General features: G+C 41.7%; 11 protein-coding genes and 1 pseudogene. 3 read left to right on the top strand and 9 right to left on the bottom strand.

Annotated features, from left to right (window positions below; all coding sequences use genetic code 11):
- Window positions 1-28 precede the first annotated feature (28 nt).
- The 4 genes and pseudogenes from AC4PME_RS01615 to AC4PME_RS01600 form a co-directional block, all read right to left on the bottom strand.
- On the bottom strand, window positions 29-358 hold the full coding sequence (locus AC4PME_RS01615; protein ID WP_490708412.1) for a hypothetical protein: 330 nt from the start codon (window positions 356-358) through the stop codon (window positions 29-31).
- A 118-nt stretch (window positions 359-476) separates the two neighbouring features.
- Complete coding sequence (locus AC4PME_RS01610) at window positions 477-1,286, bottom strand: MbnP family protein (RefSeq protein ID WP_491045026.1); 810 nt, start codon at window positions 1,284-1,286, stop codon at window positions 477-479.
- A gap of 840 nt (window positions 1,287-2,126) precedes the next feature.
- A pseudogene (locus AC4PME_RS01605) lies at window positions 2,127-2,342 on the bottom strand (hypothetical protein); the annotation flags it as partial.
- 241 nt (window positions 2,343-2,583) lie between these two features.
- On the bottom strand, window positions 2,584-2,766 hold the full coding sequence (locus tag AC4PME_RS01600; protein ID WP_483959749.1) for a hypothetical protein: 183 nt from the start codon (window positions 2,764-2,766) through the stop codon (window positions 2,584-2,586).
- Between the two features lie 255 nt (window positions 2,767-3,021).
- Here AC4PME_RS01600 and AC4PME_RS01595 point away from each other — a divergent pair, with 255 nt between their 5' ends.
- Both AC4PME_RS01595 and AC4PME_RS01590 read left to right on the top strand, forming a co-directional pair.
- Window positions 3,022-3,777 (top strand): abortive infection family protein, encoded by a 756-nt coding sequence (locus AC4PME_RS01595; protein ID WP_490708410.1) that lies wholly within the window; start codon window positions 3,022-3,024, stop codon window positions 3,775-3,777.
- 138 nt (window positions 3,778-3,915) lie between these two features.
- Window positions 3,916-5,679, top strand: coding sequence for an ATP-binding protein (locus AC4PME_RS01590; RefSeq protein ID WP_483957458.1), 1,764 nt, complete (start codon window positions 3,916-3,918; stop codon window positions 5,677-5,679).
- A gap of 197 nt (window positions 5,680-5,876) precedes the next feature.
- On the opposite strand, the gene AC4PME_RS01585 is transcribed toward AC4PME_RS01590, so the two are convergent.
- Window positions 5,877-6,359, bottom strand: a complete 483-nt coding sequence (locus tag AC4PME_RS01585) for a hypothetical protein (RefSeq protein WP_491045025.1) — start codon at window positions 6,357-6,359, stop codon at window positions 5,877-5,879.
- A gap of 30 nt (window positions 6,360-6,389) precedes the next feature.
- Window positions 6,390-7,256, bottom strand: coding sequence for an HD domain-containing protein (locus AC4PME_RS01580; protein WP_491045024.1), 867 nt, complete (start codon window positions 7,254-7,256; stop codon window positions 6,390-6,392).
- Between the two features lie 134 nt (window positions 7,257-7,390).
- Between AC4PME_RS01580 and AC4PME_RS01575 the strand changes: the two genes are divergently transcribed.
- Window positions 7,391-7,591, top strand: coding sequence for a helix-turn-helix domain-containing protein (locus AC4PME_RS01575; protein WP_483957461.1), 201 nt, complete (start codon window positions 7,391-7,393; stop codon window positions 7,589-7,591).
- Window positions 7,592-10,440: 2,849 nt separating this feature from the next.
- Here AC4PME_RS01575 and AC4PME_RS01570 read toward each other — a convergent pair.
- The 3 genes from AC4PME_RS01570 to AC4PME_RS01560 form a co-directional block, all read right to left on the bottom strand.
- The gene (locus AC4PME_RS01570) at window positions 10,441-10,923 is read right to left on the bottom strand and encodes a DUF1643 domain-containing protein (protein WP_491045023.1); all 483 of its coding nucleotides are present in this window, start codon (window positions 10,921-10,923) and stop codon (window positions 10,441-10,443) included.
- 75 nt (window positions 10,924-10,998) lie between these two features.
- Window positions 10,999-11,883: a DNA polymerase gene (locus AC4PME_RS01565; RefSeq protein ID WP_491045022.1), complete on the bottom strand. Its 885-nt coding sequence runs from the start codon at window positions 11,881-11,883 to the stop codon at window positions 10,999-11,001.
- The gene (locus AC4PME_RS01560; RefSeq protein WP_491045021.1) at window positions 11,862-12,863 is read right to left on the bottom strand and encodes a hypothetical protein; all 1,002 of its coding nucleotides are present in this window, start codon (window positions 12,861-12,863) and stop codon (window positions 11,862-11,864) included. Before AC4PME_RS01560 ends, AC4PME_RS01565 begins: the two co-directional genes overlap by 22 nt.
- Window positions 12,864-13,904 lie beyond the last annotated feature (1,041 nt).

The following is a 13,904-nucleotide window of genomic DNA, read 5'->3' as shown; positions in this document are numbered from 1 at the left end:
GCTCCGGAAGGTGTAGTTCAATGGCAGATCAGAAAGCGCTGTCCTGATGCACTTTAATGAACATAGACGTTTCAGCTTTGCTGTAATCCACCTTATATTCTTTACCATTCAGTGTCTGAATGAACACCAGTGTTTTTTCGTCACCGAAAACATCACCGGTTGTAATATCAACCAGTTCCATGTCCATCATTTTGGCTTCACGCTTGTTATCAGGGATTTTTCCCTCGTAGCGCTTAATACCTTTATAAGTCACGATTACCGGCGGATTTTCGTCACCGTTAACAATCAACAAATCAAACTTGCGAACTTTGTGGATGATTGTATTGCGGCCACTCACCAGGAAGGGCTTCTCAGTCATTCTTATCTCCATGCTGGCTGGCTAAAATTAGTGTAAAGGAAAGATAGCAAAGAATCTGAAACCTTGCACTACGCCACAGGCAAATTTCGCCTTAAACCACCGACTTACGTTCATACCCTCAGGATTTCAGGTATACCTTTTCAGGCGCGTCCCAACGCAACCATTCCCTGCCGGTGAGATTTTTCATGACTTTTTCACAGCTCTTATCGTGAGACCCGGCCATATTACATTCCGTAACCGCTTTTAAATCAACGCGGAACAGAATTTGTTGCAGCTTCGCCAGTAAGCTGAGGTCCGACACGTTCTGGGCCATGGGTAACTTCACCGTTACACGGTTAGGAAACGCACAATCTGACGGCTTCGTTTCAGCATTCTCTCCATTGCATCCTCCGCTGGCCAGTAAAAACGACCAGATGGCGCCCGGCTCGCGGGTATTTTGTAATTCCACACGGAAGAAGTTATGTCCGGCATTCACCGACTGGTACATCGTTGGTTTGTCCAGCGGAGGTATTTGTTCCACCGGCAATGAATGGTTCTCATCAAAATTAAGCCCCATCGTCAGGCGCAGTTCTGTAGCTCTGCTTAGCAAAGCTTCATTAGCATCCAGCAGAATATGATTGTTGTTCAGCTTTTTATCGCAGGCATGATGAAACTGCAAAAAGGCGACTTTATCAGACTGCCAGTCATTCTTTACGAAGTTCAGCGGGACCCACCTGCCCTCTACCTTTACTTCCGGTTGGCTCAGATAAAAAGCCAGATAGTTTATTTTCCACAGATCTTTATCCACCGTGACTTCCCAGGCACAGTCTTCGCCTAATGAGAGGTCGGTAAATTCCACGGGGATATCTCCGGGTGCTTTGCTGCTCCCGAACAGATCGCCGCAGCCTGTCAGCATCAGAAACGCCGGGATCAGAAAAATCCATTTCATGTTCATAATTACGCTTAATTTAAAACTTACACCGCTAACATAGTGAGCGGGCAGCCACCATTTCGTCAACCAGACAAAAGACTAACGGGGCAAAGAATGAGGTGCGCGGAAGCCGTACGCTTTTTACTAACAACTTTAACCGCCGGGTGTTACAACTGCAGGCTGAACAACTTTTCGCCAGGCAATTGAATTCACAGGCTGTATAGGGTGACAAGCCACAAAAAACTGCTTATACTTCGCCCCGCTTGTAAAAACCAGTGCGCAGTACTGCGGCAAACACCGGCTCTCCACGCAAGCTTCTGAAAGTTAGAATGGCCCTATAGCTCAGTTGGTTAGAGCACACGACTCATAATCGATAGCTCGAAACCATGCCAGCAAATTAATCTATCTATATTTCAACCAATTAGCTGATAAGCTAAAATTCCCACTAACTTTATTTGATCGTGAAAAGTCCCTTGAAGAGTCTTTTCAAAACTATTCCGAGTAGAAAGTTCAGGCTCTCGAAAAATGCCTTGTCCAGTACATATTTTAAGTCCAGCGTTTTGGTAATCTTAGGCAATCAAGAGCGGATTTGTGGACATTGATATTAATGACTGCTTGATACGCGTTATAGATATTAGCTCCTATACATGAAAGCATAGAGTATAGTTTCTTATGGGAAACGGGTGTTATTATGAAGTCTCAGAAATAACCTATTAGCTTTCTTGGCGGTACCCTAGCCATCTTCCTTGTCTCTTTCAGCAGTTGTGTCCAACTTAATGAGCGTTTGTTAGTTTTGCTGGTGCAAGGTGGCAGCGAAACAACAAATAGATAAATTTTGATGGGAGCAAGATACCATTTTACGGGTTTCTTTTTACCTTTATCAACGACAGTAATGGAACCATCGTCATTGATTATTAGCCTGATGGCTTCATCAGTAGAGTAGTCTACGATCTCAAAAACCATGTGATGCAGCCCAGTGCCATTATCGGTATCACCGATAAACATACCCGGCCTTTTTCTTACTGCATCTAGTCCTTTTAGAACTTTGATGGAACTTGAATCATATTGGCTCATTTAGTGAAATCCTGCTCTGATAACGACTTGCCGCTGCTTCAGCAAATCATTATTCCACCGGAGGAATTGGCGCTCCCTCCAAGTGATAACAGAGGTTAAATTAGTTTTTTACGAGGAGTAATATTCATAGTAACTCCTTTGCTAAGTTTTAGTTTTGGCGTTCAATTTTTCTTGCTTATACATTTTGCCTATTCGATAGAACTCCTTATTCGTGAAGCGTAGTAAGCTTGCCACAGCGAACCTACGAGTCCAGATAGCACTTTGCAAAAATTGCGGCAATGCTCGCAGCAACGCGTACGATTGGACGCACTTTAATAGTTGCAATTGCATACTCTACCGCTTCTTTCTGCTCTTTAGTTAAATCTGAATTTTCACGAAGCTTTTTCAGTGCATTTAGGTGTTTCTTACGGGTGGTTTCAATCATATCCAGTTTCTCCAAAAGGATATGAGGAAGCCACCAACCCAACTGCTAGCTACGAGCAGGGTGTAGCTATGGACAAGATGGGGACTCATTTTGCAAAATAAAGTAAACTGCGGCAAAAGCTAACGAACAACTGTAGCCGTTCGCTGGGGCTCACTGGGACAATAATACGCAGGCTCAGTCGCTCCGCCCCTCAGTTTAGTCTGCGTGTTATTGCCCCTAAGTTGGGCGTTATATTTTTCAAAGGAAGTGTTTACTTTGCAAGGATTAGAGCATTTAGAAAATCAACTAGATAAAGTCGAATATTTTCAAACTTTACTAATAGCAAGAGCCACAGGTGGTGATGCTAATGATGGGCACTACCAAATCATAAGACAGGAAATATTAGACTCTCCAGTATTATCGGAAATGATGCCTCGTTGGATAAAGACGAACAGAAATTTGTCTCAGTTCTGGGAGTTTATAAAGGGAAAATATCCTAGTTACTCGGAGCGTAGGCGTTTCATATGGGACGCTTTTAATCCCATATTAGAATTTCTAGAAAGTGGCTTACAGCATCCAGCAAAGAAAACTATTGATGAAGTTCTTAGTAATTTCGATTCTGAGAGTATTCATTACGCATGGGCAAAAGCACTTGAACGAAAAATGTCAGATCCCGAAGGTGCTATTACTATCTCAAGGTCAATGCTGGAAAGTGTGTGTAAGCATATTCTTGATGACAAGGGAATTACCTATAACTCTTCCTCAATTGACCTGTCTGAACTTTATAAAATGACAGCTAAAGAATTGAATCTTGCCCCCGAACAACACACTGAACAAATATTCAAGCAGATTCTGGGAGGGTGCTCTGGTATTGTAAATGGACTAGGAACACTTAGAAATAAGCTAGGTGATGCTCATGGACAAGGTAAATTGCCAGTAAAGCCACAGGCTCGTCATGCAGAACTGGCCGTCAATTTAGCAGGCTCAATGGCATTATTTCTGATTTCAACGTATTCCAGCACCAAAATATAACAACCAAATTAAGTCGCTCGTGGGCTCGCTGGGACACAAACATTGCAGCTTTGACACTTCGTTTCGATTATAGCCGCCATGTTTGCGCCCCTTATTTGGGTGTTAAACGAAGCCACAAATCTACGAAAGGATTGAGTAGTGAAAAAAATTGCGTTTCAAGTTGATACTAGGCTAGCCAAGCTTCTCTCAGAAAATTACAGGTCTACTGAAAGGGCTTTAAAGGAGCTGGTAGACAATGCTTGGGATGCTGATGCCGAATCAGTCAAAATTTCACTCCCAGAGCCTCTTTCCGATGATCCGATTTTCGTACACGACTCTGGTACAGGCATGACGGAAGAGGAGCTTTTGAGAGAGTATTTATTTATAGCAAGTGATCGAAGAAAAAGGCGGGGCGAGCTAACAGCTGAGAAAAAGAGAAAGGTTAAAGGGAAAAAAGGTATAGGGAAATTTGCGGGGTTAATGATCGCAAAAGAAATGAAACTTGAAACGTGGGCAAGAGGCAAAAAGTGTAGCTTTTCGATTAAAACGTCTGACTTTGAAAATGCAACTGACATTGAAGATTTGACTATTGATCTTACGATTGAAAATTGTTTCAGCGATCTAAAAGGAACCAAAATTACTCTGTCAGAACTTATCCAAGGATTATCTTTCCCGAATCCAGACAAATTCAGGCAGCTACTACTTCAAGAGTACGGTCGAGAAGAGGGGTTCAGTGTTGAGGTTAATCAAAAGGCTTTAGGGATTGACGATATACAAGGTAACTACACAAAACATGAAGCCGAATTGCCATCGGCAGGTTCACTGAATTTACAATTCACTGTTTCCAATCAAAAAGGGAAGCTTAAACAGCCCGGCATCTCCATTAGAGTAGGCGGTAAAACAGTAGGAAGCCCAGACTTCTTTGGCTTAGATAATGAAGAAGACTTTCCACCTAAACTGCTTGAAAAAATCTATGGTGAAGTAGAAGTAGATGGGTTATTCGATCACGTTACGGCTGACTGGGGTGCGCTGGTTGAAAATAGTGAACTGTATAAAGAGGTTTCTGAGTATATTCGCCCGATAATCAAGGAAAAAGTTAAAGAAGAATATGGGCGTGAGATGAATCTTGCTCAGGCAAGATTGAAGAAACGGATAAATGAAAGGCTTTCTCAGTTACCGGAATATAAGAGGCAGTATGCCGATAAAGCCATTAAATCAATTCTAGGAAGGTATTACGGAGAACCTGAAACAAAAGTTGAGCCTATAGTCGGAGTCTTACTTGATGCTCTTGAAAGAACAGACTATAGAGCTGTTCTTGACTATATCCACGAGGCAGAACATTCAGATATTGCAAAACTAGCCGAAGCTTTATCAGAATTTGGGTTGGCGGAAATAGCAATAGTCGGAGAGCAGGCGAAAAGCAGGCTAGAGTTTCTCGATAGATTAGAAGAATTATGTAAAAACGCGGACACTGAAGAAAGTGTCGTGCACTCCGCATTAGAAAAAAGTTTATGGGTGTTTGGTGTTAAATATTCAGTTTTTAGTAGCAATAAGACGTTAAAACGCCAGATTGAAGATTATATTGGCAAAAAGTTCACGGGCAAAAGATCAAACAAACGGCCTGATCTGCTTTTAAGTGTCAACTACGCTAATGAGTATCTTCTTATTGAATTTAAGCGACCGAGCCACAGTCTGAAATACAAAGATTATCAGCAGGCGACAGCATATCGGAATGACTTTGTTCCCTACACAGACGCAGAGATGAAAATTATTTTAGTGGGAGGAAAAAGGGGGCAGGATCTTCCTCCACACTATAACAAAGAACCTAATTCTGAGGTCTTAATTTTTGATGAAATAATCTCTAGCGCTAGGAATCAATTAAATTGGCTTATAACTGAACTTGGCGGAGAAGCTCATGCGTAGAAAAAATATAACAGGTCAAAGCACTCGGACGTCGCTTCGCTGCGCCGGAGTTTGAGGCTCTATACATCTACTCCTTATATTGTTCAGCTCATCTTCAGCGAGCTTGCTCTACCTGCCCTTAATTTCCCAATTCGCTTATTAAAGACAAAGAGCCAAATCCGAAAGCGGCATGGTTCCCCTCACTTCAAAACACAAAATCAGTGCTGTATGTGGCTCACTGACTTGCGGAGAAACTCGCTTAACTCAGGGCAGATACTGATATTTTTATCTGCAACTTCATGAATAGCCAACTGACACAGCCCAATAAATTCAGGAGTATAGACGTATTTTTTTATACTGAGAGGAGCAGCAGTTTCTCTTAAAACTATATTGAATGCATCCATACCCGACAGTAGATACTGCAAACCTAAATAGTCCGATTGTATTTCTGATGGATAGCGATAGCTGTGTAGCAACGACCGCCCCAACCGTAACATGCTCACGCCACACCCAAACTGTGTAAATGACTGCAGTAGAGCTTGCTCAACGGCTGTTCTTGGGTACTCTAGCTCAAGATTGCCCCAAGCCTTATTTGTTGACCAGTACCAACCCGAATCATCTGACAGAAACGCTGGAACACCATCGATTAATTCAGGTGGCGTCAATCTCGTAAAATCGACTATTGGAGAATCCATTAGCATGCTGACCTCTGTTATGTATTACATTCTAAGCTATGGAAAAACAACATGCTCACTGAACGAATTCAGATCGCACTCTTCCAGCCGCTCTGCCAACTGTGATTGTTCCGGTTCACAACATTCACTGTCAGTTTCAGCACTTGTCCAGGCGTGTCGCAGTTGATCACCCAGTCCTGGCGCCAAAAGATCCATTTCCGCCAGAGCATCTGCACAAATTTCCAATGTGAGATGATTGTGGTTCACCAGACGTCCCAGCCGGGTTCTGACCAAATCACTAGTCATTGTTTGAGTTTTTCCGATGTCATGCAGCAGAGCGGCGACGATAGCCAGATCGCGCTCAACAAATGAGTGATCCTGATATCCTATAACTGACCATGCAGTTGCAACAGAATGCTCAATTAATCCGCCAGGATGGCTAAAATGCTCCTCAAGTGACCCAGGAGCTGTGAGAAATGCCATAGAAACGTGGGGTTGCATGATGACTCTATCTAAAAACCGTCTGAGATTTTGTACACGGATTCGATTTCTGAAATCCAAAAACCAGTCCAATGCCTGCGGTTTAGGGCACATACACCGGGGCAATTGCATGAGAGATAATCTTTTTTCCTGCTCCCGCTCCCAGCTATGTAGCTGTACGCACTGAACAAATTCGCAACCACGTGTCGATTTTCGAACGACTTCAACCTGCACATACATGCCTGCTGCAATATGATCCTGAATAAATTCAGGATCATAACAATATACTGTCAATTCTCCGGATGAATCCGCAAGAGCCAGTTTCCAGTAATGTTGCTCATCTCCGATTCTTGATTCAAATTCTGTTAAAAAATACGTCCCTCGAAATCGAGTTAATTCGGTTGTATTATCTAGCAGTGGTTGGAACGAATGAATTTCAGTCATATCGATTGTTACTCCATACGGGAAGAAAAAGAAACTCAAAAGAAGCATTTTGATTCTCTAAAGAAACAATAAATCAACATGAATGAGAAGTCAACAGAAAATGACTCTCTAAAGAATTATTTTGGTGCTTTACATTGATAAAATGCAACCTTTCAGCTCTTCTTGGAGCGAGAAAAATTAAAATTTCTGATCTTGTACGGGATACAGGAATTAATCGCAGTACCGCAACCAGGCTCTATCATGAAACGACAACCAGGATCGATTTTGAGACACTTGAGACTCTTTGCCGATATCTGCAGTGTGAAATTGGGGAGCTGCTAGAAATCACTGAATGAAAAACGAGCGAATGGTTTGCAGAACCTAATAACCGGCGTGACATCTGTAGATTTAATCAGTACACTACGCATCAAATTTGTTTCAGATTCAAATTAGACTCTGTAACAAATTCGGAAATGGCCCTATAGCTCAGTTGGTTAGAGCACACGACTCATAAAAATATTTGTGACCCATATTAGTAATAGTATGTGGAAAAATCGGATGAATTGCTGGGAAGCTACGTTCTAAACTTGCCAATCAGCAGCCAAGCCTGAGGGGCGCCTCAGGACGGTTCAGAGACTAGGTGGCGCGGCACGCTTGTCGCATAATACACCATTAGCGTCCGACACCCCACCGCGATAGCGAGGGTGATGATATAGTCCGGGCCGGTGCGAAAGCTTCGGATTAACGAATCGTTAGGTCCCTGGTTCGAGTCCAGGTGGGGCCACCATTTCCTCTTCCTCCCTCCTTTTTTTAATACAAGGGATGCATGATAAAAGCAGCACATTTTGTCACCTGCATAAGCAATGCATTCGTGTGACTATTTGTCAATCAGGCTGGTAATAGCCTGCTTTAACTCAGGTTGTTCAGTATATATTTTATCAATTATTTTGTCTTTGAGCTTGCATAATATTGGTACAGATAGAACACCGGGAGCACAACCTACCTCGTCCGGATTTCGGCTTATGCGCTTTTCTTTTTTGAGTATCTGTCTCCCTGAATAGTTTTAGTTACTTCTCGACAATGTCTCTTATCCGATGAGAAGTAAACTCGCTGATATCTTGAAGAGTATAATGATCTAAGGACTATACGTTACAGTCCCTTATTACCATTGCTTTTATTCTTTCAAATCTTTTCTTATCTGACTATCAAGCTTGCCTGGATTATACCCACTTTTGAATATATAGAGTGGCTCTCCGGAGTTGCTTCTTGTTACCACGCGCTTCGGCCTTTGTCTCTCGCATTCAGCTTGAAATAGTTTGACTAACTCTCGCGGAATCGGATGAGCTACACAACAGGAATACTGAGTTATAGGCGCAGAAATTGTAGTTACTTGCTACTTCAAGTCCTCTATTTTAGTCGTAGCGGTGAACCGCATAGACACCACACCTTCTGGTCTGATTTGCTCCTGTAATTGGGAACTTTCTATCGTGTAAATTTTGGGCACAAACTTCTATTCATTAGGTTCCTGCAAGGATGCATAATAACTGTTTTCGTATTTTTTGGCCCCCAGTTATCGAGTTACAGACACCAAGCTTTTATGGTATTTGTGTTCAGTTTAACACTATTACTGCGCCCAGATTAGTTGCAGTATGTTGGCCAAATAACGTTGTTTCTGGCGTATTAAATAACTAGGATAAGTTAAAGAAATCGTAGCCGAAATGCTCTATCCACCGTATCTGGAAAACAGCAGAATCTAAACTCTACTGCCCTCTCATCTTCCTTTGCATTGCCAGATGAAGTGACAGGAAAGCGAACACTTGCGATGGTAATTTAAGTTCTCAAGCAGCGTTATACGCTAGACTTAAAATAGCCTAATTTAATCACTGTGCACCCCGCATTTTTTTGCATATCACTCGAATTCAAACATCGCTAATCGCCATGTCTAATATTCAAATCTACATAGGCATCTAATCACTGAACAACCACTGAAAGCATGCTCCATTGATGATTATATTTTTGGAAATTAAGTTTTTGGTGGAATTATTGGGCCAATCCGTCTGCAGGCCACGGAAAAAGCGTTACTCCTAGAGTAGGAATATTATGAAATTTGAACAACTCCCCCCGTTACTCCTAGAATAAAATTCTAGGGGTAACGCTTGATTTTTTTCTAGGGGTAACGCTCCGAAAGTACAGCCTAGCCCGTACATTTTTCACAATTTTTTTGTTAAATTTGTCTTGCAAGCCCTGAAATATTTTTTGTCTTTCCGCTTATACTCGCGTCAAAACTGCGACGAAAAGTCAGCAAAAAATTGCTAAAAAATACCAAATAATTGAGCTAAACAGACTGCCTTAAAGGAGTTCTTTGTATAGTGCGACTTGTCACTACTTTGGTAGAAAAAGATACTCTCTCTTCAGACTGATTACATGTGTATTTTAAATGATATTGACTCGATAACTACGCTAGTAAAGTCAGGCCAATTTCGAATTGAATTCTTGTAAAAATTTGAGAATATGAAATTTCCACACTTTTTGTAACCTATCCGTCTACAGGCCACGGAAAAAGCGTTCTGCCGAAAGTAGGAAGTTTTTGATTTTTGAACTACTCCCCACGTTACTCCGAAATTAAAACTTTCGGCAGAACGCTTTATTTTTTTTTCGGAGGAACGCTTTGGAAAGGCACCTGACTCAGCACATTTTTTCACAAAGTTTTTGTTGAGCGTGTCTTTTCTCACATTAAAATCCGTTCAGAATCTCGACGACAAACTGTTGCTACTAAATAGCGAAAAAATTGCGTGAATCCTGCTGGGTGCTAGCACATTAATTTGTGCCATTTTGAACCGCTAAAACTTTACATTTTAATTGCCATTTAAAATAAGCAAAAAATGTCAGAGAGTTGAGATAAACCGCTTAAAAGAAAGGGCCATGGAAACTTTAGCATGGCACTTTCCATTAACCCTAAACTGAGACCGACGAATTAACCTGCAGTCCGTTGAAAACGGACGCCGTTAACTGCCACAAAATGTCATTGGATAATAAACAGAGGACCTGAACTATTCGCACGGTTTAAAACAGTGCGACATTTCTACGCTCGTTTAACCATTCAAACCAGATCTGAAGTGAAAAATTTACTATTCAAAATCAATCAGACTCTAGCTAAGTTAACGCAGTTTTAGCTAGTTTATAAAGCTCATAAAACATGTAACGATCAATACGGTATAAATGGCGTATCATAACTAAGCATCAAAGGATGTTTCGGGTCGTTACTAACGGTTTTTCCAAAACACTTAACAGGCTTTCCAGAGCAGTTCCGTTTGTCCACAAACATATCCAAATGTCCCCAGAGTTCTCTTGGTAATTTGTTCCTGCTTCCCCAGCATGGAACAAGAATATCAGCTTCACTGATAATTCCGTCTATGTGGAGCATGTTCTCTGGCCCCACAGGATCCTCGGCTCTTGCCAGTTCACCGACATCAGTTGCTCGAAATGCGAACACGTTGCCGATTATAAATTTCACACCATTATTTCGCTCAGTAAATCCGCGCCAACGTCGTACTGTAGGATCGTCTTTTTTCTCATCTGCAGTGCTAGGATTTATTCCAAAATACGCAATCGTTACTTTGCCAGACTTGTTGACGTCACGCGTTAAGCGGTAACGGAATTTTCTGCACGAACTTAAAATTGCTGACATGAATTATCTTCCTTTAAAAAATCGACAGATGTAATTGATGATCAATGAAATAATGCGCAAATATTTTGTAGCAAACTAGACGCTTGCTACACCTTTCCTAACCTCATTAGATATTGTTTTTATCCACTCGTCATAACGCTGCACATCAGGGCCCGCATTCCAGCAACTTGGATCCGAGTCGCTCACCTTCACATGTGGTTTTAAAGAAGGGAAAATATCAGTCATAGCACGCTTCATAGAGGCGACAACAACATCTGTATAGTGGGAGAGCTGAGGTAAAGGTGCTTCGAATACAATAGCGTCGTAATGAGGGACCAGGAGTTTAAATTCACTGAATTGTATATTTTCCGCCAAATCAATTAGCGACTTTTTGAACACTACAGCTGCATTAGCCTGTATCGAAAAATTCCTCAGCCAATTACGTTGCCAGATTAATAAAGGTTTTTGATCAGATGACGCGCGTACAGCTCTTCTGTTTATTCTGCGTCTCAGACCGGTCGTGGTCGACACGTAGCCCATGCGCTCCCCTAAAGCGGCCTGCTCATCCAAATAAGCCATAGCTCGTTTATAAGACTGACTGAATTGCGTTAAAACATTATCAACAGACGTCTTTTCCATGTTAAGCCAAGCAACCAGCGTCGATTTCCCAACGCCGTAAAGCACGGCAAGAAAGAGCTGTTTTGCCTCGCTCCGTTCAATCGCAAGTTTATCTGCGAACTTTTGATAAACGTCGCCAGAGTTGTAGTCTTCGAGTAATTTATGATCTCCTGAGAGCGCAGCAAGAACTCCAACTTCCATTTGCGAGTAGTCACACTCAACAATGCCATATCCATTTCGAGCTTTAACCATAGGACGAAGCTGCTTGGGGATTCCCATGATATTAGTTTTTTTGCTAGTGCATCGACCTGTATCTGCCCCTAATATCTGGTAATCAGGTTTTAGGTGCCCTTCAGCAAACATATTGACATCCCTACCCAGCCTTTCAATTCGCTCAAGCTTTTGTAGCAAACCAATTTCCCGGCAGCTATTCGCAAGGCTTTAGTGTCTCCCCGCAATAGCGCATTTCTCATTACCCAGGCATCCTGGCGGCTATATTGCTGTTCTATGTATGACAGAAACGCATCTTTGTCTGGTGTATCAATGCCTAAAGTCCTGAGTTCTTCAACCACAATATATCTTGCAAGTAATACATCATGGATGAAATTACTGATATCGAAAGGCTTTATTTCTATTCCTTTGCCCAGTAAGGAGCTCAAAGCAAAAGTAAACGGTAACTCAACGGTTTTGTAATGATCCCACAATGACTCGCTCCGCATCACTTCAAATCTTCTAGCCAACCAGTCCGAAAGCTTCTGAAACGAAGCATTATCAAACTCAGAAGAAAGCGATAGCTGCAGCACCGACTCTATTGAATCATTTTCAACACCAGACTTGTATTTTGGATGATTTAGTCCGAGTGATGTCATTCTATCAATCAATTTAAGGTCGCAGATAAACTCATATCCAGAAAGTTTACTTGGGATAATTAATCCTTTGTCCAGGCAATAGAACAAATCATATACATAGAGAAGCTTACCTCTACTGTTAAAATTCTGAAGCCGGAGTCCTTTCTTGCCTTGCAAAATTAGCTCGCTCGGGACGGCAATTACAGAGTCTGCAGACGAAAGCCTTTGTTGAACTTTATTAAGGGCACCACTTTCAGGTACGAGTTTTTTATAAGATTTATTATCCAGTGAAACAACCGCATCACAAGCGTCATTCCTGCAATTCGCTCTTGTTCTATTTCCAAAGCCGACGTTAGCAAAAGCATCAGAAGTTCCACATTTAGGGCACCTACCTGTCGTCCCGCCATGATGCTTACAGCAACTTGCGCACTTTCCACAAATATAGAATTTTTTATAGGCTTTAATTTCATGAGGATCACAGGAAACTGTATTCACACGGCTATCGATTTCTTCGCCACATCCGTAACAATACACAAGTTTGATTGACCGACAGTATTCATTGCATTCTCTATTTCCACAGTGCCAGAAAGTCGCACCTACCGCCATATTCCCCATTGAATTTTTGGGATGTTCCGATAAGGCTAGTGGCTTGGAACAATTTGTACAATGAAGGCTTTCAAGATGTGAATTCCACCGATTGAGCGATGCTATGGTACGGGTGAACTTTTCACTGTGGTGAAACTGCTCTCGTGAAAAGCCAAATAGCTGTTCAGTTACTGTAAAGAAATACGCTTCCGCTTTCTTAGAGTCGTACAGACCTGTGTTGCTATCGCCTAATCGTATCGCTGCCTAAGCTACAGTGAGAAAGCCCGCAGCGGCTTCTGTGGGGAGTAATGACTGGAAAGAAGTTCACACGCTCTTCCCAGTTATGAGCCTTCAAGAAAGCGGTTTACCCTGTTAATGAAGAATAAAACGGACCGACGGTATTCCGTATTGTTCCTGCTCTTTTTCTGTAATCCCTTTTATCACAATCGGATTTTCCTCACTGGATGTGTCCACTTCCCATTTTGGCAAACAGAAAAATCATATTATGCAGGATAGATGTTGACAATCGGATCAAAAACTAAAATTGTTACTGCAATACGGAGGTGCTCCATAGATGTAATAGGTCGCATCTGAAATACCCTATTCAAGACAGACTTCTTTGACCAGTCTGCCTGCTTCCACATCCTTTGATACCTGTTTGCAAAGAAAAATGATGCGTCTACTCAGAGTATATAGGGACTAAGAATAATATTATCCACCTGTTTTCTATGTATATTTTGCGTTATGAAAAAGCTTATTAACATGACCTTATAAAGCATTAAAGTCACAAACCAGCTATTACGTTGTTTTTACTTTCAACACTTCATTTCAAGAAGTCTAAGGATTATCTGTCACAGCATATCTTTTCTCTTTATTTCAACATCTGTCAAAGCTGAAGGTGAATTCTGTTTAAATAAATTTACATTGTCTGAAATACTTTCGACGCTGAGC

The sequence above is a fragment of the Alteromonas sp. genome (assembly GCF_984505615.1).
Note: the sequence above shows the minus strand (reverse complement) of the source record. Positions and strands in the feature narration are given on the sequence as shown.

Coding starts and splice junctions, on each gene's coding strand:
- AC4PME_RS01585 (WP_491045025.1), bottom strand. CDS start 6,359: ATGCTAATGGATTCTCCAATAGTCGATTTTACGAGATTGACGCCACCT.
- AC4PME_RS01610 (WP_491045026.1), bottom strand. CDS start 1,286: ATGAAATGGATTTTTCTGATCCCGGCGTTTCTGATGCTGACAGGCTGC.
- AC4PME_RS01600 (WP_483959749.1), bottom strand. CDS start 2,766: ATGATTGAAACCACCCGTAAGAAACACCTAAATGCACTGAAAAAGCTT.
- AC4PME_RS01570 (WP_491045023.1), bottom strand. CDS start 10,923: ATGTCAGCAATTTTAAGTTCGTGCAGAAAATTCCGTTACCGCTTAACG.
- AC4PME_RS01580 (WP_491045024.1), bottom strand. CDS start 7,256: ATGACTGAAATTCATTCGTTCCAACCACTGCTAGATAATACAACCGAA.
- AC4PME_RS01615 (WP_490708412.1), bottom strand. CDS start 358: ATGACTGAGAAGCCCTTCCTGGTGAGTGGCCGCAATACAATCATCCAC.
- AC4PME_RS01565 (WP_491045022.1), bottom strand. CDS start 11,883: ATGTTTGCTGAAGGGCACCTAAAACCTGATTACCAGATATTAGGGGCA.